The sequence below is a fragment of the Faunimonas pinastri genome (assembly GCF_900110915.1).
Lineage (GTDB): Bacteria > Pseudomonadota > Alphaproteobacteria > Rhizobiales > Afifellaceae > Faunimonas > Faunimonas pinastri.
In genome coordinates, this window is record NZ_FOFG01000003.1 from 273158 (window position 1) to 297847 (window position 24690).

At 67.5% G+C, this 24690-nt stretch carries 19 protein-coding genes; 15 read left to right on the plus strand and 4 right to left on the minus strand.

Features of this window, described 5'->3' with window-relative positions; genetic code table 11:
• The first annotated feature begins 27 nt into the window (after positions 1–27).
• Positions 28–951 (plus strand): dihydrodipicolinate synthase family protein, encoded by a 924-nt coding sequence (locus BMY25_RS06705; protein WP_092495842.1) that lies wholly within the window; start codon positions 28–30, stop codon positions 949–951.
• Positions 952–1008: 57 nt separating this feature from the next.
• Here BMY25_RS06705 and BMY25_RS06710 read toward each other — a convergent pair whose 3' ends face one another.
• Positions 1009–2202: a pyridoxal phosphate-dependent aminotransferase gene (locus tag BMY25_RS06710; protein WP_238858198.1), complete on the minus strand. Its 1194-nt coding sequence runs from the start codon at positions 2200–2202 to the stop codon at positions 1009–1011.
• Positions 2203–2401: 199 nt separating this feature from the next.
• Between BMY25_RS06710 and BMY25_RS06715 the strand changes: the two genes are divergently transcribed.
• Positions 2402–3571, plus strand: coding sequence for a glutamine amidotransferase-related protein (locus BMY25_RS06715; protein ID WP_092495844.1), 1170 nt, complete (start codon positions 2402–2404; stop codon positions 3569–3571).
• Positions 3571–4347 carry an SDR family oxidoreductase gene (locus BMY25_RS06720; RefSeq protein WP_092495845.1) on the plus strand — a complete coding sequence of 259 codons (777 nt, stop codon included), beginning with the start codon at positions 3571–3573 and terminating at the stop codon, positions 4345–4347. The genes BMY25_RS06715 and BMY25_RS06720 overlap by 1 nt, the downstream gene beginning before the upstream one ends.
• A 306-nt stretch (positions 4348–4653) precedes the next feature.
• On the opposite strand, the gene BMY25_RS06725 is transcribed toward BMY25_RS06720, so the two are convergent.
• Genes BMY25_RS06725 through BMY25_RS06735 form a run of 3 tightly spaced genes read right to left on the minus strand, consistent with a single transcriptional unit; the run spans position 4654 to position 7671 of the window.
• Entirely contained in the window at positions 4654–5394 is a 741-nt protein-coding gene (locus tag BMY25_RS06725; RefSeq protein WP_238858199.1) for a maleate cis-trans isomerase family protein, read from the minus strand.
• The gene (locus BMY25_RS06730) at positions 5387–6331 is read right to left on the minus strand and encodes an ABC transporter substrate-binding protein (RefSeq protein ID WP_238858200.1); all 945 of its coding nucleotides are present in this window, start codon (positions 6329–6331) and stop codon (positions 5387–5389) included. The genes BMY25_RS06725 and BMY25_RS06730 overlap by 8 nt, the downstream gene beginning before the upstream one ends.
• Positions 6332–6348: 17 nt before the next feature.
• On the minus strand, positions 6349–7671 hold the full coding sequence (locus BMY25_RS06735) for an MFS transporter (RefSeq protein ID WP_092495846.1): 1323 nt from the start codon (positions 7669–7671) through the stop codon (positions 6349–6351).
• 128 nt (positions 7672–7799) lie between these two features.
• On the opposite strand from BMY25_RS06735, the gene BMY25_RS06740 reads away from it, so the two are divergent.
• The 12 genes from BMY25_RS06740 (at position 7800) to BMY25_RS06795 (ending at position 24544) form a co-directional block, all read left to right on the plus strand.
• On the plus strand, positions 7800–8714 hold the full coding sequence (locus tag BMY25_RS06740; protein ID WP_092495847.1) for a LysR family transcriptional regulator: 915 nt from the start codon (positions 7800–7802) through the stop codon (positions 8712–8714).
• 398 nt (positions 8715–9112) lie between these two features.
• On the plus strand, positions 9113–10789 hold the full coding sequence (locus BMY25_RS06745) for an alcohol dehydrogenase catalytic domain-containing protein (RefSeq protein ID WP_177176745.1): 1677 nt from the start codon (positions 9113–9115) through the stop codon (positions 10787–10789).
• Positions 10786–12348, plus strand: coding sequence for an FGGY-family carbohydrate kinase (locus BMY25_RS06750; RefSeq protein ID WP_177176746.1), 1563 nt, complete (start codon positions 10786–10788; stop codon positions 12346–12348). The genes BMY25_RS06745 and BMY25_RS06750 overlap by 4 nt, the downstream gene beginning before the upstream one ends.
• A 57-nt stretch (positions 12349–12405) precedes the next feature.
• Entirely contained in the window at positions 12406–13347 is a 942-nt protein-coding gene (locus BMY25_RS06755; protein ID WP_092495890.1) for an ABC transporter substrate-binding protein, read from the plus strand.
• Positions 13348–13540: 193 nt separating this feature from the next.
• Positions 13541–14521, plus strand: coding sequence for a sugar-binding transcriptional regulator (locus BMY25_RS06760; protein WP_092495891.1), 981 nt, complete (start codon positions 13541–13543; stop codon positions 14519–14521).
• Between the two features lie 251 nt (positions 14522–14772).
• Positions 14773–15750 carry a substrate-binding domain-containing protein gene (locus BMY25_RS06765; protein WP_092495850.1) on the plus strand — a complete coding sequence of 326 codons (978 nt, stop codon included), beginning with the start codon at positions 14773–14775 and terminating at the stop codon, positions 15748–15750.
• 108 nt (positions 15751–15858) lie between these two features.
• Positions 15859–16878, plus strand: coding sequence for a galactitol-1-phosphate 5-dehydrogenase (locus BMY25_RS06770; RefSeq protein WP_092495851.1), 1020 nt, complete (start codon positions 15859–15861; stop codon positions 16876–16878).
• Between the two features lie 21 nt (positions 16879–16899).
• Positions 16900–18423, plus strand: a complete 1524-nt coding sequence (locus BMY25_RS06775) for an FGGY-family carbohydrate kinase (protein WP_092495852.1) — start codon at positions 16900–16902, stop codon at positions 18421–18423.
• Entirely contained in the window at positions 18420–19973 is a 1554-nt protein-coding gene (locus tag BMY25_RS06780) for a sugar ABC transporter ATP-binding protein (RefSeq protein WP_092495853.1), read from the plus strand. Before BMY25_RS06775 ends, BMY25_RS06780 begins: the two co-directional genes overlap by 4 nt.
• A 1-nt stretch (position 19974) precedes the next feature.
• On the plus strand, positions 19975–20988 hold the full coding sequence (locus tag BMY25_RS06785) for an ABC transporter permease (RefSeq protein WP_092495854.1): 1014 nt from the start codon (positions 19975–19977) through the stop codon (positions 20986–20988).
• Positions 20989–21146: 158 nt separating this feature from the next.
• Positions 21147–22106 (plus strand): deoxyribose-phosphate aldolase, encoded by a 960-nt coding sequence (deoC, locus tag BMY25_RS06790; protein ID WP_092495855.1) that lies wholly within the window; start codon positions 21147–21149, stop codon positions 22104–22106.
• Between the two features lie 11 nt (positions 22107–22117).
• Entirely contained in the window at positions 22118–24544 is a 2427-nt protein-coding gene (locus BMY25_RS06795; RefSeq protein WP_092495856.1) for an aldehyde dehydrogenase family protein, read from the plus strand.
• Positions 24545–24690: the final 146 nt, after the last annotated feature.

The following is a 24690-nucleotide window of genomic DNA, read 5'->3' on the forward strand; positions in this document are numbered from 1 at the left end:
CTTCCCATCACCTTCGAAGAGACCATCATGAAGAATATCGAGGAAAGCCGCGCCCGGTTGAAGGGCATCTTCAACATCACCGTCACTCCGTTCACCCCGGCCGGGGAAATCGACAAGGCGGGAATCGCCCGCTCCGTCGAGCGTGTCATCGGCCTCGGCTATGACGGCGTGCTCATCGGCGGGACCTATGGCGAATTCCCCGCCATGAGCACGGGGGAGCGGGCCGATCTCTTCCGCCACGTCATGGACGTCGTGCAGGACCGCGTGCCGGTCATGCTCTGCTCCGCCGGCTCGGATGCCCGCGTCGTGCGCGAACTGACGGAGCTTGCCGGCGATCTCGGCGGCCTGCCCATGGTAACGCCGCCCTTCGTCTCGGAAGTCACCGACGAGCAGATCGTCTCCTTCTTCAAGGACATCGCGCCGGTCTCCAAGACGGGCATCCTCGTCTACAACGCGCCGGGCATCGGCATCACGCTGGCGCCCGACGTGCTGGAGCGGCTGGCCGACATGCCGGAAGCCGTGGGCATCAAGCAGGGCGACCTCTCGGTGACGGCCATCGACCGCATCGCCAATCGTCTCGGTGGCCGCATTCGCCTGTTCTGCGCCTCCGATCTCGCCTTCCTCGGGCCGATGATGGCCGGCTTCGACGGTATCAGTTCCACCAACAGCTGCGCCCTGCCGGAACTGATCCTGGAAACCTACCGCGCGCTGGAACGTGGCGATGCGCATTCCGCGCGCGACCTGCACCGGCTCTGGTACGATTTCCGTGCGCTGGCGCGCCGCCACGGGCAGCCGCAGACGACCAAGGCGGCGATGAACCTACGCGGCTTCGACGGCGGCTCCGTGCGCCTGCCGCTCCGCGACCTGCCGGAAGCGGTGAAAGCGGAGATCGCCGCGGTTCTGGGCAAGCTTGCCAACGAGCCCTCGGCCCGCCTCAGCCTCGCGGCCTGACACGAAAAAGCCGGCGCTCGAGGCGCCGGCTTCATGCTTTCGCGAAAGAAAGGCGGCTCAGGCCGCCTTTTTGATGCGCAGCCGACCGCAGGCCGCGGTGATGCGGGCGCAGGCCTCGCGCAGCACGTCCGTATCCACGGCGTAGGCGATCCGGAGATGGCCGGGCGCGCCGAAGGCGGAGCCGTGGACGGTGCCGACATGCGCTTCTTCCAGAAGATAGCCAGCGACATCGAGGTCGCTGCCCAGCACCTTGCCGCTCGCCGTCGCGGAACCGATGAGGCCGCTACAGTCGGCGAAGACGTAGAAGGCGCCGTCCGGCGTGTCGGCTTCGAGGCCCGGCGTGGCGGCGACCATGTCCATCACGATGTCGCGGCGGTCGCGCAGGATGGAGATCCATTCCGCCATGAAGCCGAGATCGCCCGTCAGCGCGGCAACGGCTGCGGCCTGGCTGATCGTCGATGGGTTGGACGTGCTCTGCGACTGCAGGATCTCCATGGCCGAGATCAGCCAGGCCGGGCCGCCGGCATAGCCGATGCGCCAGCCGGTCATCGAATAGCCCTTGGAAACGCCGTTGATCGTCAGCGTGCGGTCGAACAACGCGGGCTCCAGCGCCGCTGGAGTGGCGAAGGGGCCGGCGAAGCGGAGATGCTCGTAGATGTCGTCGGCCATGACAAGCACGTCGGGATGGGCGACGAGAATATCGGTCAGCCGCTTCATCGCTTCCGGCGAATAGACCGCGCCCGTGGGATTGTTCGGTGAATTCAGTACAACCCAGCGCGTCTTCGGTGTGATGGCGGCCCGGAGCGCGTCCGGTTGCAGCACCCAGCCTTCGGAGCGTGTGGTCTCGACGATCACGGGCTCGCCGCCGGCCAGCCGGATCATGTCGGGATAGGAAACCCAGTAGGGGGCCGGGATGATCACCTCGTCGCCCGGCGAAAGGGTGGCGAGGAAAGCGTTGAAGATGAGCTGCTTGGCGCCGGCCCCGGCGATGATCTCGCGCGGCTCGTAGGAAAGCTGGTTCTCGCGCAGGAACTTGGCCGCTATCGCCGCCTTCAGGTCCGCCGTGCCGGAGACGGCCGTGTACTTCGTCTCGCCATTACGGATCGCGGCGATGCCGGCATCGGCGATGGCCGGGGGCGTCGGGAAATCGAGCTCGCCCTCGCCGAGATTGACCACTGCGTGCCCGGCGCTCTTCAGCGAGCGGACCTTGTTGGAGATCTCGGCGGTAGGCGACGCGCCGACGGAACTCATCCGTGGCGCCAGACGGGGAGCCGGATGGGGAGGATTCATGAAACCACCTTTCGTGACTATCGCCCATGATTGTATCGATGTAAGCATATCGATCAATTGTCCGGATGGGGAAATTTCGTGCAATCGCTCCGCAAGCGGTTCCATCGGCAGGTTTCCTGCTCGATCCCGCAGGCGTAAGTTTCGGAAAGGCTAAAGGCCCATGCTGACCCTGGTGATCGACGGGACCGACCGCCCGGCGCTCTACGGCGCGGCCGCGGCACGGCTCGCTTATCGCGACGGCGCGCGCTTCATGCATTTGCCCGCGCGCTTCGACCTCGCCCGCGATCCCGATGCCGCCCAATATGTCCATGCTTCCGGCGGCCTCGGCCCGAGTGGGCTTTTCTTCGCCGAACGCAGCCTAGGAAAGACCGTCGAGCCGGCCTTGGACCTTGCGGCGATCATCGCGGCGGCGCGGGAGGAAAACGTCGTCGTTCCCGTCCATCCGCGCTTCGGGCAGTCGGCGGAAGCCGTTGCAGAACCGGCACGGGAGGCCGGAGTGTCGGTGCTGGTGGTCGACGTGCCGGTGGTCGACGATTGCCTCGGTCGAGGCCAGGCAACGGCCGGATCGGACGTTTCCATTCTCCTTGTCGGACGCGAGCGCGACCATCGCGATGTCTACCCGGCGGCGCTCGTGAGCTTGCAGGATGCGGCCTCGCAGCTCGGCCTGTCGCTGGCCGTCCGCTTCGGCGAGCCAGCCGGCCTCGTCGGCCCTGGAGCCGATGATATTCTTGCCGCCGCCGACGGCATCCTGCTGCCGGGCGGCTCCAGCATGTGCAACGTGCCCGCCCAGATCGCCGCTTCCCGCCATGCGCTGGAGAACGACATTCCCGTCCTTGGTCTCTGCCTCGGCATGCAGACCATGGCGACCGCCTTCGCCCAGAGGGCGCTCGCGACCGAGGCGGTAAACCTCGCCGAAGCCGATCCCGACGCGCCGATCAAGAGCTTCGTGGCCATGGCGGCTCTAGGCGGAGAAGCCTCGTTGCCCATCCATCGCACGGGTAATGCGGTGGGGCAGGCCCGTTCCGGCACGAAGCTTGCGTCTCTCATCGCCGGGGAGCCGATCCGGTTCCGCTACAATCACCGTTATTGCCTGGCGCCCGGGCTCCACGCGAAACTCCAGGAGGCCGGTCTGGTGATCAGTCTCGCCAGCCATGACGATCGCGTGGTCGACGGCATCGAGGTTCCCCGCCATCCCTTCTTCTGGGGCTTCCAGGGGCATCCCGAACTCGGGTTTCCGGCCGGCCGGCCGCATCCCGTCTTCATGGCCTTTCTCTCCGCCGCGAGGGAACGCGCCCAGCTTTCACATTCCACCACCACGGAGCAGAATTGATGGATCTTGGATTGAAGGGCCGGACGGCTCTCGTGCTCGGCTCAAGCCAGGGGTTGGGCCACGCGGTCGCCCGCTCGCTGGTCGAAGAGGGGGCTCAGGTCATCCTGACCGGCCGCTCGGCTGAGAAGCTGGCATCCGCCGCCGCCGAACTGGGCGCGGCCGACGCGGTGCGGACGGAAGAGCTGGACCTCGCCGATCCGGCATCCGTGCAGGCCCTGATCGGCAAGCTCGGGGATCAGGTCATCGACATTCTCGTCCTGAATGGCGGTGGCCCGCCTCCGGGACCCGTCGCGGACGTCCAGTCGGAGGAATGGCGCCGCCAGTTCGCCGCCATGGTGGAAGCGCCGCTGGCCATCGCCGGCGCGGTCCTGCCCGGCATGCGCGCCCGCCGCTTCGGCAGGGTCATCGCGCTGGTTTCGTCCGGCGTGCAGCAGCCGATCCCCAATCTCGGCATCTCCAACACGCTGCGCGCGTCGATCATCGGCTGGGCGAAGACGCTGGCCGGCGAAGTGGCGGCCGACGGCGTCACCGTGAATTCCGTGGTGCCGGGCCGCATCCATACCGCGCGCGTCGACCAGCTCGATGCAGCCGCAGCCAAGCGCACCAACCGGACGGCGGGCGAGGTGGCGGAAGCCTCGCGCAATTCCATCCCGATGAAGCGCTACGGCAAGCCGCAGGAATTCGCCGATGCCGTGGCCTTTCTGGCGAGCGAACGCGCTTCCTACATCACCGGCACGACGCTGCGCGTCGATGGCGGCATGATCGCCGGCATCTGACGCGGAACGGGGGAGGGTGGCCTTGCCTGCTTCAGGCAGCAGGCCGGGCAGGGCGGGTCACCCTCATCCCGGACGACGATCGCCGACGTGCGAAGAGCCGGTGCTGCGGCGGTCGCAACCCTCCACGTACAGCGTCCAGGTCACCCGATGTCTCGGGTCTGGACTTTTGCTTGCGAGGCGGCGCTTGATCGCCTCGCCTCGCCTCGTCGTCGCCGCTACGCGGGTGCCACAGCGCTCCCGGCCAAAGGACCGGAAACAAGCCGGTCCCGCCAAGCGTCGCTTGAGAGGCAGTTATGGGCTGGCCCCTCAGAGGCGCATCAGTTGCCCCCAGCGATCCGCCGCCTTTATTCCGGCCTCCCGCAGTGCGTGCCAGACCATGACCTGATTGCTGGTCAGGACCGGCCGTCCGAGCCGGTCTTCCAGCGACGCGATCAGTTCCGCGCTGCGCAGTGCGGTGCAGCTCAGGAAATACGCATCCGCGTCCGGATGCCGGTGCTTCAGCACCCAGTCCGCAAGGGTATCGGGCGAGAGCCGCGCCATCTCGTCGTTGGTATCGATGCCGAGGGAGGCTTCTCCCGCCACGTGGAGGCCGAGATGCTCCAGGAAAGCGATCTCGCGCCGGTGCACGGCTTCGATATAGGGCGTGAGCAGCACGACGCGCCGCGTGCCGAGCGCTTGAAAGGCGGCTTCGAGCGCGTCGGAGGTGACGAGGCCCTCGATGCCGGTGGCGCCTCCGATCCGCTCGCGGATCGCCGGGCCGGATGAGGGCGAGAACGTCGTCACGGCGGTGCAATGGAAGACGATCCGGTCGACCCGCGCGTCTGCAAGGAGCCGGGCGGCGTCCTCCACCCCCGCCTCCATGCGCTGCAACTCCGCTTCCGAGCTGCCGCGCAGGGCAAGCCTTGTGAAGAGTGCGCTCACCCCGGCCGGCAGCATCGCGTGGATTTGCGGCTCGGCCACCACATTGCCGGAAGGAACGATGATCCCCATCCGCAGCCGGTCCCCATAGTCGATCGTCGGCCGCGCCCGAGCCGCGGGATCAGGCACGCCGGCTCTCCCTGCTGTCGTGGAGCCGGCTGGCCTGCGCTTCCCGCAGATAGGTGCGGTTGATGTAGTCGGCGGCGTGGGTCTTCGTCCGGTTCGGCAGCGCACGGATCAGGCCGCTGATCTCGATCAGGGCCTGCACGGCGGCGTCGCTGGCGTCGCCGTCGCGCGGAAAGATCTCCGACCCGACATATTCCTCCCAGGCGCGATCGACGTATCGCCGCTCCACCCCGGTCTCCCGCATCGCGATTTCCGCCGCGCCTTCCTTGTTGGCGTAGAACCATTCATGCGCTCGCAGAAAGGCCCGCATGAACCGCACCGCCAGCTCGTGGTTGGCGGCGGCCCAGGGCGACAAGACGTGCAGCGAGGTGAACTGGAAATCCGGGAAATCGACGCGCGGATCGGCCAGCGTGGGATAGCCGGCATCGGCCGCGATGTAGTTCAGCGGCGCGCCCTGGAGCCCGGCCGAGATCTCGCCGTTCTGCAGCTTCTCCCACCGCGACAGGATCGGACCCACCGCCCTGATGGTGTAGTCGGCGGGATGATGCAGCCCATGCGCCTCGAAGAGCCGCATGACGAGGGACGAACTGCCCGCTTCCAGCGATGAAACGCCGACGACCTTGCCGCGCATGTCCTCGAAGCCGTCGATGTCCTTGCCGGCCACCAGCGAGAAGGGCAGCCGGTTGACGTTGCCGCCGATGATCTCGCTCTGTCCGCCGGACTCGCTGTCCAGGATAACGTGCTCGGTGATGCCGTAGGCAAGCTGCACGCGGCCGTCGTAGAGGCGGTTGCTCACCTCATCGACGCTTTCGTGCAGCTCGACGGCGAGTTCGATGCCCTCGTCGCGGAAGAAACCCTGGTCCACGCCGACCCAGACCGGCATGTTGAAGTAGTTTCGGGAAACGGCTGCGAAAGCCAGTTTGGTCATGCTCTGCGTCATGGAATTCCTTTCGCGGATCAGATGACGGGCCGGGCGACGAGGCGGCGCCGTTCGACGGGCTCGCCGCCGATCGGCCTGCGGGTGAGGAGGAGTGAGGTCGCGACGCCGGTGAGGAGCAGCACCCCTGCCACGACGAACGCGCCGGAATAGCCGAGCGGCGAGGCGACGATGTAGCCGGTGGCGATCGGCGCCACGATGCCGAAGGAATTGCCGCCCAGGATCAGCAGGCTGGTCGCCGCGCCGGCCTGTGCCCCGTTCACCAGGAGATCGTTGGTCAGGGCGATGTTCATGCCCATCGCGGTGGAGACGCAGGTCAGCGAAATGCTGAAGAGCGCGAGGATCAGCCAAATATTGGTGACATAGGGTGTCAGCAGGATCACCGACGAGACCAGCAGGGCGACTGCCACAAGGCGCCGGCGTCCGCCGCCGGCCGTGCCGGTGCGCCGGAGAAACCGGTCGCTGACCACGCCAAGCAGCAGTCCCAGCGGAACCGCCGCGGCGTAAGGCACGGCGGAGAAGGCGCCGCTGCGCATCACGTCCAGCCCGCGCGTGTCGGCCAGATAAGTCGGCAGCCACGTCATGAAAAGATAAAGCGTGTAGCCGGCGCAGCCCTGCGTCAGCGCCAGTCCCCACATGGAGGGGCTGCGGAGCAACGCGCCGATGGCCGGCCCGCCGGCCCCGCTCCCGCTTGCGTCCGGCCCCGCTGCATCTCGCTTCGCTGTTTCACCGCGTCCCGCCAGGATGTGGGTTCGTTCGCCGACACTCAGCCAGCCAGCCTGCTCCGGGCGGCGATAGATGGCGTACCAGAGGACCGAAAGGACGACGCCGAGGGCGCCGGTGACGTAGAACGATTCCCGCCAGCCGAAATGCGCGACGAGCCAGCCGACCACAGGCGCGCCGATGGCGAGGCCCGCATAGGCGCCGCTGTTCAGGATCGCCGCGGCGATCCCGCGTTCCGATTGCGGAGCCCATTCGCGGATCACGCGTCCCCCGGCGGGGTAGCTCGCGGCTTCGCCCACGCCGAGCGCCAAACGGCTGGCGAAGAGCCCGGTATAGGTGGTTGCCATGCCGGTCAGTACGCCGGCGACGGACCAGATGAGCAGGCTGCCGGCCGTCACCGACCGCGCGCCCCATCGATCCACCGCCATGCCGAGGGGGACCAGGCAGATCAGGTAGGTCCAGAGAAAGGCCGAGAAGATGAAGCCGAGCTGGACCGGCGAAAGGCCGTAACTGGTGGCGATCGACTTGGCCGCGACCGACAGGTTGATGCGGTCGACGTAGCACAGCGCCATCATGATGAAGATGCCGGCATAGACGAGGAAACGGCGTCGCGCGACCATTGGAGTTCCACCCTGTTGTTTCTTGTGATTGCGCAGAGGCTAGACAGGCGAGGGCGCATAAGCCAAGCAGGCGGCATGCATAAGGACATGCACGGGATTCATAGTGCGACGGCAGGAGAGATCCGGTCGTGAACCTGCGCGAGGTGGATCTCAACCTCCTTACGGTGCTCGCCGCGCTGGTGGAGCAACGGAGCGTTTCTGCGGCGGCGTACCAGCTGGGGCTCAGCCAGTCCGCGGCAAGCCATGCCTTGCGGCGGCTGCGGCGCTTGCTGGACGACGAGGTGATGGTGCGCCAGGGCGGCAGAATGCAGCCCACCCCCGTGGCGCTTCGTGTGCTGGAAACGGTGCGGCCCGCCTTGGCGGAGATTTCCGCGGCGCTTCGGGAGAAGGGCAGCTTCGATCCGGGAAGCAGCAGGCGCGGTTTCACCCTGCGCCTGTCGGAATACGTCTCGCCGACGCTGCTCACGCCGCTTTGCACGTTGCTTCGCCGCGACGCTCCCGGCGTGCAGCTGGCCGTGTTGCCGGTGGGCGCGCCTGGAGACAGGCCGATCGAACCCGGCGAGGTGCAACTGAGGGCGGAGCGCGGCCGTCGCACGCTGGTGCATGACACCAGCCGGCCGCTGTTCACGGATCGGTTCGCCGTGGTGATGGCGGCCAGCCACCCCGGCGCGGCCACCCCGATGACCCTCGACCGATACGTGGCGCTGCCGCATCTCAAGGTCACGGCGGGCGCGGTGGGGACCAACGGCATCGACGAGGCGCTGGAACGGCTGGGGCTGAGACGCCGGGTGGTCATGTCTGTGCCGAGCTGGTTCGAGATGCGCCGTGTGGTCCTGGGAACGGACCTCGTCGCGGCGGTGCCCAAGCACTGGATGGCGGATGTCGTGTTCGCCCGCGGCCTGGCCTGCCACGATCTGCCGCTACCCGACATCGTCCTGTCGGTGGAACTTGCCTGGCATCCGCGCGACAGGGGCGATGGCGGTATCGCGTGGCTCTGCGATGCGCTCACCCGTATCGGCGGCTCGTCGGCCTTTCCGGCGTGACCGGGCCGATCGATTGCGCCGGGAGCGGCCTCCACCCCGCATTGACAGGCCCGTAAAGCACCGATAAAAACTCTCAAAAGAGCAGTCGTCTCACAAATGAGCGCACAAAGATGCGCCGGACGATCAGCGACAATCGCCGTACTCCAAGCGGCGAACCAAGGGTGGAACAATGAACGCTTTCTATGCCCGCGTGCCTTCAGGCGTATTCCGACCTGCATCAGCGTTTCGGCCCGCCGCGCATTCGCCGCGCCGCCAGGAAGCCCCCGGTCTCCGCCAGATCTCATCGTCCTTCGGCTGATCTCCGCTCCGCCGGTGCGACGGCTGTTGCCGCGAGCACCGCATGAGACGGATTTGGCCTCCGATTTGCGCGACAGCGGCTCAGCCGCATGGGCAGTGCCATGACCGACGAACCTGATTTCGCCTTACCCGTCTTCAATCGCTTCTGGCCCTTTCAGGGCGGCGGCGTGCGTGACCTCGGCGTTGCCGGCCGCCCGGTGGAGCAGGAATTCCCGCCGCCCGGCGACGATGAGGTGATCGCCCGCATCGATGCAGCCTGCATCTGCTCCTCCGACGTGAAGATCATCCGCATGGGGGCCAGCCATCCGCTGTTCCAGGCGCGGGATCTTGCCAGCGAGCCGGTGGTGCTGGGCCACGAGATGGCCCTGACGGTTGTTGCCGTCGGCGCCCGCTGGAAGCACCGCTACCGTTCCGGTGATCGTCTCGGCTTGCAGCCGGCGCTGACCGGCGGCCCGAAGCGGCTGGTCGTCGGAATGGATTTGCCCGGTGCCATGGCGGAATATATCCGCCTGGACGGCCGCGTGCTTGGCGACAGCGATGGGGCGGGGAGCGACGCGTTCGTGTTTCCGCTGCCCCAGGGCATGAGTTCCGCGGCGGCGGCACTTCTCGAACCCTATTCCTGCGTCGAGGCCGCTTATCGGCCCAACAGCCGCACCGACCTGAAGGCTGGCGGGCGCATGCTGGTCGTCGGTCTGCCCGGCGGCGCGGCGATGCACCTCTCGTCCGAATGCCGGCCGGCCGAAGCGGTACTGGTCGCAGCCCCGGCGGCGTTGGCCGAATGGGCCGGGGCGCGGGCGGGTGCGGTTCGCGAACTGGCGCGGCTGGAGGACGTCGACGGCGCGTTCGACGATATCGTGCTTTGCGGTGACGACTTCGCGGAGGCCATGGCGGCGCTGATCCCGCATCTCGCGCCCGGCGGAATGATGACGCTGGCGGGCAGGGGCGGCGACGATCCCGTGCCGGTGGATCCCGCTCGCATCCATTATCAATCGCTCTCCTTCGTCGGCACGCCGGGCCCGGAGATCGGCGCCGCTTTCGATCCGGCGCGCAACCGCTTCGAGCTGCGGCCGGGCGGCGTCGCCCTGGTGCTCGGCGCGGGCGGCGCGATGGGCCGCATCCACGTTCACCGTGCGCTGGAAATGGCGGATGGTCCGGCCACCGTGATCGCGACCACGCGGCAGGCGCACCGGATCGAGGCGCTGGAGCGCGACTTCGGCGCCATCGCGGAACGGCGTGGTCGCCGGCTGATCGTCGTCGCGGAGGACAGGCTTCCCGCGACGCTGGCGGGGATTGCGCCGCAAGGCTGCGACGACATCGCCGTGGTCGCGCCGGATGCAGCGGTTGTCGAGCGCGCGGCCGGATGGATGAAGCCGGACGGCATGCTCGTGATCTTCGCCGGCACCGCCTATGGCCAGCCCTGCCGCCTGCCGCTGGGGCGCGTGGCGTCCGCCGGCGCGCGCTTTACCGGCTCCACGGGTTCCGCCGTCGCCGACCAGCTCGCCGTTCTCGCCCGGGTGACGGAAGCGGATTTCGATATTCTCGGAAACCTGGAAGCGGTCGCCGGCTTCGACGCGGTGCCCGAGGCCTTTGCCGCCGTCACCGAAGGCCGGCTTTCCGGTAAGGTCGCGATCTTCCCGGGCGTCCCCGACCTGCCGTTCACGCTGCTTCGCGATGCGGAAAAACCGGGCGGGGAGAGCGCGAAATGGTCGCTCGCCGCCGAGCAGGCGCTGCATTCCAAGAACCGGAAACCCGGCCAACCGGAGTCCTCATCCTCATGACCACGCATGTCATCGGCATCGATATCGGCACGATGGGGACGAAAACCGGCATCTATGACGAAGACGGCCGGCTCGTCGCCGAAGCCTTCGAGGAATCGGTGCTGCACTATCCGCGTCCGGGCTGGGTGGAGCAGATGCCGGAGGATCTCTACGGCTCCGTCGTCCGCACGATCGCCGGCGCGCTGGAGGCGGCCGCCATCGATCCCGCCACGGTCGCCTCGCTCGCGATCAGCGGCCAGATGGCCGGCGTATCCACGGTCGATGCCGATTGGGGCACGCCGACCCAGTACGACAACTGGCTGGACAATCGTTGCGCGCCGCAGGTGGAACGCCTGAAATCCGCCGGGGCGGAGATCCTGAGCGTTTCCGGCTGCGTGCCGTCCTACAATCACGGCCCCAAGATGCTCTACTGGAAGGAAGAGCAGCCGGAGATCTGGGACCGCATCGCCAGGTTCGTGCAACCGGCGGCCTATGTCGCGGGGCGCCTGGCGGGGCTGAAGGGCGAGGACGCCTTCATCGACCGCACCTATCTGAACTTCACGACCTTCGCCGATACCGAAAACGTCCGCTGGAACACGGATCTCCTCGGGCGCTTCGGGCTCGACGACAGCAAGCTGCCCCGGATCGTGGAACCCTGGGACATCGTCGGCCACCTGACTGAGGCGGCGGCGAGCCAGACCGGGCTGCGGGCCGGCATGCCGATCGCGGCGGGTTGCGGCGATCAGGCGGCCAACGTGCTGGGCGCTGGCATGGTGGATCCCGGCACGGTCTTCGATGTCAGCGGCACGGCCTCCGTCTTCTCCGTCGTGATCGACCGCTTCGCCACCGACCAGCGCTACGGCGCGCTGATGACCTGCCCGCACGTGATCCCCGGCCTTTATTACGCGATGGCCTATGTCGCGGGCGGCGGGCTGAACCTTCGCTGGTTCCGCGACGAGATCTGCGGGACCGAGAAGAAGGACTGGGAGGCCTCGGGCATCGCGCCCTACGACGCGCTTTGCCGGCTCGCGGCCGAGGCTCCGGCCGGTTCCGACCGGCTGGTTTTCCTGCCCCATCTCGGCGGCCGCAATACGCCCAACAACACCGACATGCGCGGCGCGTTCATCGGGCTCAACTGGCGCCACGGCAAGGGCCACATGTTCCGCGCCATGATGGAGAGCATCGGCTACGAATACGCGCTCTATCTCCGCTCCGTGCGCGAGATCGTGCCCGGGCTGGAACTGGTGCGGGCGATGAACATGGGCGGCGGCGCAAAGAGCCCGCTGTTCCGCCAGATCAAGTCGGACATCCTGCAGCTTCCCTATCAAGGGCTCGACCGCACAGAGACGGGCACGCTGGGCAGCGCCATCGTCGCCGGGCACGCGGTCGGCCTTTTCCCGGACCTCGCGGCGACGGCCCGCCGCTTCGCCAAGCCGCAGGGCGCGCCGACGCAGCCCGCCGAGGGGTCCGCCGAGGGGGCCGCCGACGGGGCCTCCGGTCCGTACCCGGAGATGGCCCGGCTCTATGCCGACCTACTGGACACCATGGCCGGGCCGTTCGCCCGGCTGGCAAGGCTCTGACAGCGAGGCTGTCGAAAGAGAGCGGGCGCAAGATCCGCGAACACAGTGGAGGAAAAGATGAGGACGCAGAAACTCTGCCGGGCCGCCCTGATGGTTACGGCGGCGCTCGCCGTGACCCCGGCGATGGCCAAGGACATCACCAAGGTCGGCATCACGGTCGGATCGCTGGGCAACCCCTATTACGCCGTCACCAACAAGGGCATCCAGGAAACCATCGCCAAGCTCACCCCGGGCGCGCAGGTCACCGCCGTTTCCGCCGATTACGACCTCGGCAAGCAGTTCAACCAGATCGACAACTTCATCGCGTCTGGCGCCAAGATCATCATGCTGAACGCGGTGGATCCCGTCGGCATCAAGCCCGCTATCGCCAAGGCAAAGGCGGCCGGCGTGACGGTCTCCGCCTTCGACGTGACGGCAGAGGGCGTCGACGTGACCGTGATGACGGACAATGTCGAGGCCGGGCGCCAGGCGTGCCAGTACATCGTCGATCATCTGCCGGGCGGGAAGGGCGACGTCATCATCGTCAACGGGCCGCCGATCTCCGCCATCGTCGACCGGGTGAAGGGTTGCCAGGAGGTGCTGTCAGCGCATCCCGAGATCAAGGTCCTGTCGTCCGACCAGAACGGTCAGGCCTCGCGCGATGGCGGCCTTGCGGCAGGCCAGGGCCTGCTGACGCGCTTCAGCAAGGTAGACGCGATCTTCGCGGTCAACGATCCGACGGCTATCGGCGTGGATCTCGCGGCCAAGCAGTTGCAGCGCGGCGAGTTCTTCATCACCGCCGTCGATGGCTCGCCCGATGTCGTCACGGCGATGGAAAGCGGCTCTTCGCTGATCAAGGCTTCCTCGGCGCAGGCACCCTACAAGATGGCGTCCGAGGCCTACCGCTACGCCGTCGACATCACCAACGGCAAGGCGCCCCCGGAGAAGACGGTGCTGCTGAAGCCGGAACTGGTGACCGCCGACAATGTGAAGTCCTATGGGGGATGGAGCGGCGAATAATTCGGCCCGGACAAGGGCTGACGCGACAGGGAAGGGCCGGCCGCTCGCCGGCCTTTCCGATCCGGGGCGTGGCCGCCTCGGTGGCAGACGCGGACAACCTGCGATATAGCTCGCAAGGTCCGGCGCGGCGCTCCTCCGCGATCCGGTCATTCTTTCGCTCCCGCGCGGCGACGCGCGGGACATGGGCCGCCCGATGACCTCCACCGAAACCGCTTCCGCGAGATTGCCGTCCGACGAGAGCCGGGAACAGCTCATGGTGCAGGCGGCCAAGCTCTATTACGATCTTGAGCGCACGCAGAGCGAGATCGCGCGGGAACTGGGCCTGACCCGGTGGCAGGTGAGCCGGCTGATCCGGGAAGCGCGCGAACTGGGCATCGTGCGCATCGAGATCGCCCCGCGTTCCCAGCGCCGGCCCGATCTGGAAGTGCGGCTGCAGAGGACCTTCGAGCTTCGCGAGGCGATCGTCGTCTCCACGGCCGGCGCCGAGGACGAGGGCATCGCCATGGAAACGGTGGCGCGCGCGGCGGCCAAGTATCTGGCCAGCATCAATCCGCCGATCCGGCTTATCGGCGTTTCCTGGGGCCGCACCATGGCGGCCATCGCCCATGCGCTTCCCGCCGGTTGGAACGACGGCATCCAGGTCGTTCTGGTGAACGGCGCGGCAAATCTCCGCTCGTCGGTGGTGCAGACCAACATGGTGGCCGAACTCTTCGCGCAGGCCGGCAACGGTCTCGCCACGCTGCTGCCGGTGCCCGCCATCGTCGGCAAGCGCAGCACCCGCGAGATCCTGGAGCAGGATCCCGTGGTGGCCAAGGTGATGGAACTGGCGGCCGAAGCCCCGGTGATCTGCTTCGGCATGGGCGCGCTTTCCGCCGACTCGGTGCTTGTCGGCTCCGGCTACATCGATCCCGACGATATCGCGCGGCTGGGAGGGCGCGGCGCGGTGGGCGACGTTCTCGGCCGCTTCATCACGGCGGACGGCAGCATCGCCGATCCCGATCTCGACGCCAGAACCCTTGGGCTCCGTCTCGAAGCGCTCCGTACCAAGGAGCGGGCCGTCGGCGTCTCCTCCGGCCGCTCCAAGCACGCGATCGCCCTGAGCGCGCTCAAATCCGGCTACGCCAATGTCTTCATCACCGATGAGGAAACGGCGCTGCACGTGCTCGGCGACTGACGCGCATTAGCTAGACCGTTCGCGCTGAACGGTGACCCTCCCGGCGGCCGTCGAGCTGCCTCGCATCTTCCTGCCTGAAGTCCCGCCGCAGAGCCCCGGCACCCTTTTCGAGGGATCGCCGCCGCGTGCTTTGCCGTGCCCGTCCCTTCGCACCTGCAGCGACGAATTCGTTTGACGAGCCAGAATGCCACGCATACCTTCATCAACATAAGAGCAGAAAAATCACAAAAGTGATTTACCGGGAGGGAAACATGAACACGCATTTTGTGGCGCGGCTTCTGTGCGGCGCGGCGCTGGGACTGACGATCGTGGCTGCCGCCGGGGGGGCTGAGGCGAAGGGCCTTCGCTTCGGCTTCAGCCAGGTGACCCTGCAGTCGCCCTTCTACGTGCAGCTTCGCGACGGCGCGGCGGCCGCCGCCAAGGCGGATGGCGACGAACTGGTGTTCCTCGATGCCAATGGCGACGTCAGCAAGCAGAACAACGACATCCAGGATCTGATCACGCAGAAGGTCGACGTGCTGATCGTGAATCCGGTCAACGCCGACGCGGTCGGGCCCTCGCTGGAAGCCGCCAAGGCTGCCAAGATCCCGGTCATCACCGTCGATCGCAGCGTGGGCGAGAAGGTTTCCGCCCATATCGGTCGCGACAACAAGCAGATGGGCAAGCTCGTCGGCGAGGCGGTCGTCGCCGCGCTGAAGAAGGCCGGCAAGTCGAACGCCAAGATCATCGAGATCCAGGGTGATGCCGGCGGCGCCGTCATGATGGACCGCCGCGACGGCTTCCATAGTGCGGTCGAGGGCTCCGGCGCCAAGATCGTCGAGGGTCCGTACGCGGAATATGTGCGCGCCAACGCGGTGACGGCGATGCAGGACCTGCTGCAGGCCAACCCCGACGTGGCCGTCGTCTACGCCCACAACGACGACATGGCGCTGGGCGCGTTGCAGGTCCTGCAGGAAGCCGGGCGCAAGGACGTCATGGTCGCCGGTGTCGACGGCCTGTCCGAGGCGCTCGAGGCGATCCAGAGCGGCAACCAGTATGTCGCGACGTCATTGAACGATCCGAAATACCTTGGCGACGTGACGATCCAGGTGGCTCGCGAGCTCAAGAACGGCGGCAAGGTCCCGGCCTTTGTGGATGCCGGGACGCAGGTCGTGACCAAGGACACGGTCGGCGCCGTGAAGCACGACGGCCTGTTCGCCGAATATCGGCCGAAAGTGCTCGGCCAGTAGAGCCGGCCGGCGGGAGACCCTCTCTCCCGCCTCGCCCGGACGGGTCGTTCCCCCGTGCAAGGGGCGACGGGCGGCCCCAACCTTTCCAAGTCAGAAGCAGGTTTTTCCATGCGCGCGGCAGTTCTCCACGCCCCCGGCGACATCCGTCTGGAAGATGTTCCCGTTCCCCAGCCCAAGGCCGACGAAGTTCTCCTGCGGGTGAATGCCGTGGGCGTCTGCGGCTCGGACCTGCCGCGCATGCTGATCAAGGGCGCGCACCGGATGCCGCTGATCTGCGGGCATGAATTCTCCGGCGAGATCGTGGATCTCGGAGCCGGGGTGCGGGGCTTCGACAAGGGCGAACTCGTGGCGGTGCCGCCGCTCATCGCCTGCAACGAATGCGACCAGTGCCTGCGCGGCCAGTATTCCCGCTGCCGGAAGTACGATTATTTCGGCAGCCGCCGCGATGGCGCCTACGCCGAATATGTGGCGGTGCCGCTTTCCAACCTGCTGAAGACGCCGGCGGGCATCGATCCGCGCGCGGTCGCCATGACCGATCCGGCCTCCATCGCGCTTCATGCGATCTGGAAGGCGGGCGGCTTCACCATCGGCCGGCGCGGCGGCGTCATCGGCTGCGGCCCGATCGGTCTCTTCGCCATCCAGTACATGAAGCTGATGGGCGCCAGCGAGGTCGTGGCCGTCGACGTTTCGGAGGAAAAGCTGGAGATGGCGCGCGAAGCCGGCGCGACCCATACCGCGCTCTCCTCCGCAACGGTCGACCCGGACCTTCTCTGCGATGTCGTGGTGGAGGCGGCCGGCCACCCCAGTTCGATCAACCGCGCCGTGCGCATGGCGGGGCCGGGCGGCCACATCTCCTTCATCGGCATCCCGGTGGGCGACGTGACGCTGGAGAACGCGACGTTCCAGCATTTTCTCCGCCAGGAAGTCTCCCTGCACGGTTCGTGGAACTCGTTCGGCGCGCCGTTCCCCGGCGACCAGTGGACCGTCTCCCTCGAAAAGCTCGGCTCCGGCGACCTGAAATGGGAGTTCATGATCACGCACGAGCTGGATCTCGCCGAACTGCCCGGCATGTTCGACCGCTTCAAGCAGGGCGGCTTCTTCTTCTCCAAGGTCATGTTCCGCCCCTGAGCGCGAACGGAAGGAGCCTTCATGTCGCTCGTTCTTTCGCTTGATTTCGGCACCGGCGGCATTCGTGCCGGCGTCTACGATCTGGCGGCCGCGCGGATGATCTCGGTCGCCGAGCGGCCCTATGCCACGAGCCATCCGCGCCCGGGCTGGGCGGAGCAGGATCCCGAGGAGTGGTGGACCGCCATGAAGGCGGCCGCCGCCGAGGCGGTCGCCGCCACGGGCAAGCGCGGCATCGCCGGCATCTCGGTGGCGACCACCGCTTCCACCGTGGTCGCCTGCCGCCGCGACGGAAGCCCACTGCGTCCGGCCATTCTGTGGATGGATTGCCGCGCCGCCGCCCAGTCGGCGCGCACCGGCCAGGTCCGTCACCCGGTCCTTGCCTATAGCGGCGAGGGCGATGCGGTGGAATGGCTGGTGCCCAAGGCGATGTGGCTGGCCGAGCACGAGCGGGAAACCTATGCCGCCTCCGAGGTGCTTTGCGAGGCGGTGGATTTCATCAATTTCCGCCTGACCGGCCGCTGGGCCGGGTCGCGGCTCAACGCCACCTGCAAGTGGAACTACGATCCCCTGCAGCGCCGATTCTCGCCGGAGCTCTTCGAGGCTTTCGGCGTGCCCGACCTTCTCGATAAACTTCCCTCCGACATCGTTCCCGTCGGCGAGGCCCTCGCCGCGCTGAAGCCGGAGCTTGCAGCCGAACTCGGCATCGCCGGCGCTCCGGTCGTCGCGCAGGGCGGCATCGATGCGCATATCGGCGTCTTCGGCGCCGGCACCGTCGCGCCCGGCCGCATGCTGATGATCGGCGGCACGTCGGTGGTGCATCTCATCCATTCCGACCGGCAGCGCGATCTTCCCGGCATCTGGGGGCCTTATCCCGATGCGCTGGTGGATGGGCTCTGGCTGATCGAGGGCGGGCAGGTTTCCGCCGGTTCCATCCTGAGCTGGCTGTCCGACCGGATCTTCGGGCTGGACCAGCGCGGCTTCGAGGCGCTGCTGGCGCAGGCGGCCGAAGTGCCCGTCGGTTCCAGCGGGCTGGTGACGCTGGATTACTGGATGGGCAACCGGACGCCCTACCGCGACCCCGACCTTCGCGGCGCGATCCTCGGCCTGTCGCTCTGGCACGACCGGGCGACGATCTACCGCTCCGCCGTGGAGGCCGTGGCGCTGGGCTCGGCCAATGTCGTGGCCGATCTCGTCGCCAAGGGCGTGCCGGTGGATCATCTCGTGATCGCGGGCGGTATCTGCAAGAATCCGCTGTGGCTGCAGGCGACGGTCGAGGCGATCGGCATGCCGGTGCATGTCGCGCGGCAGGACAATCTCTCTTTGATCGGCTCGGCCGTCGCCGCCGCGACCGCCATCGGCGCCTTTCCCGATCTCCAGACCGCTTCCGATTATTGCGCTGCGCCCGCCGAGCTGGTCGTGCCGGACGGCGCGGCGCATAGCCGGTACGCCGAGATGCTGGTCCTCTACCGCGAAGCGACGCGGCAGGTGGGCGAGATCTCCCACCAGCTTGCCCGCCGGGCCGAGCAGGGGAGGAGCCATTCATGACCGCATCCGTGGTGCAACTGGCGGACCGGAAAGTTCAGGTCACTGGCGCAAGCGCCGCAGGAGCGGCGGTCGATGTCCTCACGGTCCGCCATGTCGCCAAGCGGTTTCCGCCCAACATCTTGGCACTGGAGGATGCGTCGCTCTCCGTTCGGCCCGGCGAGGTGCATTGCCTCCTTGGCGCGAACGGCGCCGGCAAGTCGACCCTGCTGAAGATCATGGCGGGCGCGATGCGGCCGAGCGACGGGGAACTGCTGCTGGAGGGCCGTCCCTTGAAGCTGCACTCGCCGAGCGAAGGCACGGCCGCGGGCATCTCGATGATCTACCAGGAGCTGGACCTCGTGCCGCAGCTCACCGTCGAGCAGAACCTGTTCCTCGGTCACGCGCCCACGCGGCTGGGGCTGGTGGACCGGCGGACGCGGCGGGAAAAGGCCCGCGAGGCGCTGCGGCGGATCGGAGCGACGTTCCCACCGGAAACGCGGGTGGAGCGGCTATCCGTCGCCAACCAGCAGCTGACCGCCATCGCCCGTTCGCTGACGACCGACGCCAAGGTCATCATCATGGACGAGCCTTCGGCGGCGCTGAACGAGCACGAGCTGAAGAACGTGTTCAGCGTGATCCGCGATCTGGTCCGGCAGGGCGTCTCCATCCTTTACGTGAGCCACCGTCTCAACGAGATCCAGGAGATCGGCGACCGCGTCACCGTGCTGCGTGGCGGCCGTACCATCGACACCTTCGATGTCGCGGGAACGCCGGAAGCCACTCTGGTGGAAGCGGTCATCGGGCAGAACCGCTCGCTGGTGGAGCGGGCCGCCCGTCGGCCCGTGACCGGCGACGTGGCGCTGAGGGTTCACGAGATGACCGGGCCGGAAGGCCTCGACATCCGCGATTTCGAGCTTCGCTGGGGCGAGGTGATCGGACTTTCCGGGCTGAACGGCTCCGGCCGCACCACCTTCCTGAAGGCGCTGTTCGGCGATGTTCCCTTTAGCGGACATGTCGAGCTTGAGGGGCGTCCGCTGAAGCCGAAGAGCCCGGCGGAAGCGATTCGTCTCGGACTCGGGCTGGTGCCGGAGAACCGCAAGACCGAAGGGCTGATCCTCGACGCGCCGATCTATCGCAACGCGACGCTGCCATTCCTGCGGCGCAGCCGGACGGTCAGCCATCGGCGGCTCAAGGAAACGGCAGAGCCGGTGCTCCGCAGCCTGTCGACCAAGTACAAATCGTCGGAGCGTGCGGTGCGCGAACTCTCCGGCGGCAACCAGCAGAAGGTCGTGCTGGCGCGCTGGATCATCGACCGCAGCCGCGTGCTGCTCCTGGACGAGCCTAGCCGGGGCCTTGATGTCGGCGCCAAGGCGGATCTCTACGCGCTGGTCCGGAAGCTGGCGGACGAGGGAGCGGCGGTGATCGTCGCCAGCAGCGAACTGGAAGAGCTTTATGCCGCCTGCGATGCGATCTGGGTTTTTCACGAAGGTCGCAACGTCGAGCGCTTCGACCCCTCGATCGACAATCGAGACACGATCCTGAAGGCATCCATTCTGGGAGGAAGGGCCTGACATGCTGGCAAGCGACAGCGGAATACCGGCCGCAGCTACGCCGAGGCGAAGCGTCGGCTCCACGGTCTTCGACCTTCTGGTCGAATATAATTTCATCGTCATCTTCTTCGTCGTGGTCGCGGTGGCCACCAGCCTGTCGGGGAATTTCCTGACCTGGGGCAACATCGCGAACCTGTTCCAGCAGGCGACGGTGGTCGGCATCGCGGCCGTGGGCATGACCTTCGTCATCCTGACCGCCAATATCGACCTGTCCGTCGGCAGCATGACGGCGCTGTCCGGCATGGTCGCCGCGCTGATGATGTCGAAGGGCGTGGACCCGTTCCTCGCCGTGCTGATGACGCTGGTCGTGACCACCGGCTTCGGCGCGCTCATGGGCGGCATCAGTGCCTTCGCCAAGGTGCCGAGCTTCATCGTGACGCTGGCGGGCCTGGTCTCGTTTCGAGGCCTCACCTATCTGATTTCGGAGGGAACGCCGATCAGCGGTCTTCCCAAAGGCTTTGGCGCCTTTGGATCGACATTGGTCCCGGTCGCGCCGGGCTACGAGCTGCCTTTGATGGGCGTCATCTTCGTCGCCATCTGCATCGTGGCCGGGCTGGTGCTGCGCTACACGGTCTTCGGCGAATATGTCTACGCGACGGGCGGCAATGCCGAGGCGGCGCGGCTTTCCGGCCTGCCGACGCGGCTGGTTGTGGTCGCGGTCTTCGCTGCTTCCGGGCTGATGGCGGGCATCGGCGGGCTGCTGCTCACCTCGCGCCTGCGCATCGGCCAGCCGACGGCGGCGCAAGGGCTGGAGCTCGATGCCATCGCCGCGGTGGTGCTCGGCGGCACCAGCCTCTTCGGCGGGCGCGGCGGCGTGCTCGGCACCTTCTTCGCCGTCATGCTGCTGCAAGTACTGCGCAACATCTTCAATCTGCTCGGCCTTGGTTCCTTCTACCAGATGACGGTGACCGGCGTGATCATCATCGCCGCGATTCTTCTGAACCGGCTGATCGACTACCGGATGGGACGGGACTGATGCTGGGGAAGGGTATGGATGCCGCCGCTGGCGGCAGGCGTAGGGATGCCGCCGCTGGCGGTGGGCTTAGGGATGCCGCCGTTGGCGGTGGGCTTAGGGATGCCGCCGTTGGCGGCGGGCCGAACGAGGCCGCCATTGGCGGCGGGGAGAGCATTTCGATGACCGGCAACGCCAGACGCAACGAGGGCACGGCGCTGAAGCCGGAGATGTTCGAGAGCATCCAGGTCAATCTGAGCGCGGTGGAGCGCCGGGCGGGTACGCTGACGACGCGGCGCTCGGTGAAGAAGGAATACCAGGCGGCGTGGCTGGTGAAGGCGCTGACCTGCATCGACCTGACGACGCTTGCCGGCGACGATACGCCCGGCCGCGTCCACCGTCTGGCCATGAAGGCGCGCAAACCGCTGCGGGAAGACATCGTGGAAGCGCTGGGGCTCGCCGACGAGCCGCCGAAAGTGGGCGCGGTCTGCGTCTATCCCACGATGGTCGCCCCGGCGGTGAAGGCGCTGCGCGGTTCCGGCATTCCGGTGGCGTCGGTGGCGACCGGCTTTCCCGCGGGCCTCACGCCGCTGCCGCAGCGGCTGGCGGAAATCCGCTACGCCGTGGAGGAGGGCGCGGAGGAGATCGACATCGTGATCACCCGCTCGCACGTGCTCCTCGGCGAGTGGCAGGCGCTCTATGACGAGGTGAAGGCGATGCGCGAGGCCTGCGGCCACGCCCATCTCAAGGCGATCCTCGGCACCGGCGACCTGAAGACGCTGCGCAACGTCTACAAGGCCAGCATGGTGGCGATGATGGCGGGCGCGGACTTCATCAAGACGTCGACGGGCAAGGAAGACGTGAACGCCACGCTGCCGGTCAGCCTGACGATGATCCGGGCGCTGCGCGATTACGGCGAGTGGACGGGCGAGAAGGTCGGCTTCAAGCCGGCGGGCGGGTTGAAGACCGCCAAGGACTCGCTCGCCTGGCTGATCCTGATCAAGGAAGAACTCGGCAACGCGTGGCTCGACCCGCATCTCTTCCGCATCGGCGCCAGCTCCATGCTGGCCGACATCGAGCGCCAGCTCGAACACTTCGTCACCGGCCGCTACGCCTCCGCGTCGCGCCACGCACTCGCCTGAGGGAGATCAGCATGCCCCAGATCAAGGAAATCCTTCAGACCATGGATTACGGACCGTCGCCGGAGGCCAGCGACCACGTCACGGCCTGGCTGGAGAAGCATTCCGAAGGCTTCACGCACTTCATCGACGGCGCCTTCGTGTCGCCGGAGAACGTGGAGTTCTTCGAGGTCAGCGATCCCGCGCGCGCGACGCCGCTTGGCTGCGTGGCGCAGGGCACGACCGATGATGTCGGCAAGGCGGTGGATGCCGCGCGCCGCGCCTTCCGCACATGGTCGAAGCTGCCGGGCCACACGCGGGCCCGCTATCTCTACGCCATCGCCCGCCACATCCAGAAGCGCGAGCGCTTCCTCTCCGTCCTGGAGACGATGGATAACGGTAAGCCGATCCGGGAATCGCGCGACATCGACATTCCGCTGGTCGCGCGGCACTTTTACCACCATGCCGGCTGGGCTGAGCTGATCGAGACGGAGTTCCCGGGCCATGCGCCGGTGGGCGTCTGCGGCCAGATCATTCCGTGGAACTTTCCGCTCCTGATGCTGGCGTGGAAGATCGCCCCGGCGCTGGCCGCCGGCAACACGATCGTGCTGAAACCAGCGGAGTTCACGCCGCTGACGGCGCTGGCATTCGCCGAGATCTGCCGCGAGGTCGGCCTGCCCGCGGGCGTCGTCAACATCGTCACCGGCGACGGGCGGACGGGCGCGGCGCTGGTGGAGCATCCCGGCGTCGACAAGGTGGCCTTCACCGGATCCACCGAGGTGGGCCGGCTAATCCGCCAGGAAACGGCGGGCTCCGGCAAGAAGCTGTCGCTGGAGCTTGGCGGCAAGTCGCCCTTCATCGTCTTCGACGACGCCGATCTCGACGGCGCGGTGGAAGGCGTCGTGGACGCGATCTGGTTCAACCAGGGTCAGGTCTGCTGCGCCGGCTCGCGCCTCCTCGTGCAGGAAGGCGTGGCGGATCGCTTCCATTCCAAACTGAAGACCCGGATGGAAACGCTGCGGGTCGGCTCGCCGCTCGACAAATCCGTGGATGTCGGCGCCATCGTCGCCCCGGTCCAGCTCGACCGCATCCGCGAGCTGGTGGAGAAGGGCAAGGCGGAGGGCGGCACGATGTGGCAGGCCTCCACGCCGATGCCGGAAAACGGCTGCTTCTTCCCGCCGACCTTGTTCACCGACGTGGAGCCGTCCTCCACTGTGGCGGAAGTGGAGATCTTCGGCCCGGTCGCGGTCTCCATGACCTTCCGCACGCCGGAGGAGGCGATCCAGCTCGCCAACAACACGCGCTATGGCCTCGCCGCCTCCATCTGGACGGAGAACGTCAACCTGTCGCTGGACGTGGCCGCGCGGGTGAAGGCCGGCGTGGTCTGGGTCAACTGCACCAACATGTTCGATGCCGGCGCGGGCTTCGGCGGCTACCGGGAAAGCGGCTTCGGCCGAGAGGGCGGCCGCGAGGGGCTTTACGAATATCTGGCGCCCGTCTGGGAGAAGGGGCTCGCGAAGGGTCAGCCGGCGGCAAAGCCGGATCTTTCCGCGCTGCCGGCGGAAAGGGCGGCGGAAGGGGCGGCGGAAGGGGTTGCCCTCGCCACCTCCACGCCGACGATCGACCGCACGGCGAAGCTCTATGTCGGCGGCAAGCAGGCGCGGCCGGATTCCGGCTACAGCTACACTGTCCGCAACGGGCGCGGCGAACCGGCGGGGCAGGCCGGGCTCGGCAACCGCAAGGACATCCGCAACGCGGTGGAGGCGGCCGCCAAGGCGAGTTCCTGGGGCGGCGTCACCGCGCATAACCGGGCGCAGGTGCTTTATTACCTTGCCGAAAACCTGCAGACCCGTTCCGCCGAGTTCGAGGCGCGGCTTGCCTCGCTGACCGGCGTCTCGCCGGAAGCGGCGGCCGAGGAGGTGGGCGCTGCCATCCGCCGCACCTTCTGGTACGCCGCCTGGGCCGACAAGTTCGACGGCCACGTCCACGCGACGAAGTCGCGGCACGTGACGCTCGCCATCAACGAGCCCTGGGGCGTGGTCGGGGTCGTCTGCCCGGACGAGGCGCCGCTGCTGGGGTTCGTCTCGCTGGTGCTGCCGGCGATCGCGATGGGCAACCGGGTCGTCGCCGTGCCCTCGGCGTCGCAGCCGCTGCTGGCCACCGACTTCTACCAGGTGCTCGATACCAGCGACGTGCCGGCCGGCGTGGTCAACATCGTCACCGGCGAAAGCGACGCGCTGGCGAAGGTCTTGGCCGATCACGACGAGGTGGCGGCGCTCTGGTATGTCGGCAGCGCCGAAGGCAGCGCGGCGGTCGAGAAGGCCTCCGCCGGCAATCTCAAGGCCACCTGGGTCAGCCATGGCCGCAGCCGCAACTGGCTGTCCGCCAGCGAAGGCCAGGGGCGCGACTACCTCCGCCATGCCACCCAGGTGAAGAACATCTGGGTCCCATACGGCGAATAAAGGCGGCCGAGCCTTGGCGCCTGTAGCGCAGGGGAGAGCGGCGCTCTCCCCTAGGTTCTGAACTCATTAAGGGTTGAGCTTCTGGTCGAAGGCTGATTCACCTGTTCGGGGAGGAGCATGGTGATGGCGCGTTACGATCTCAGCGA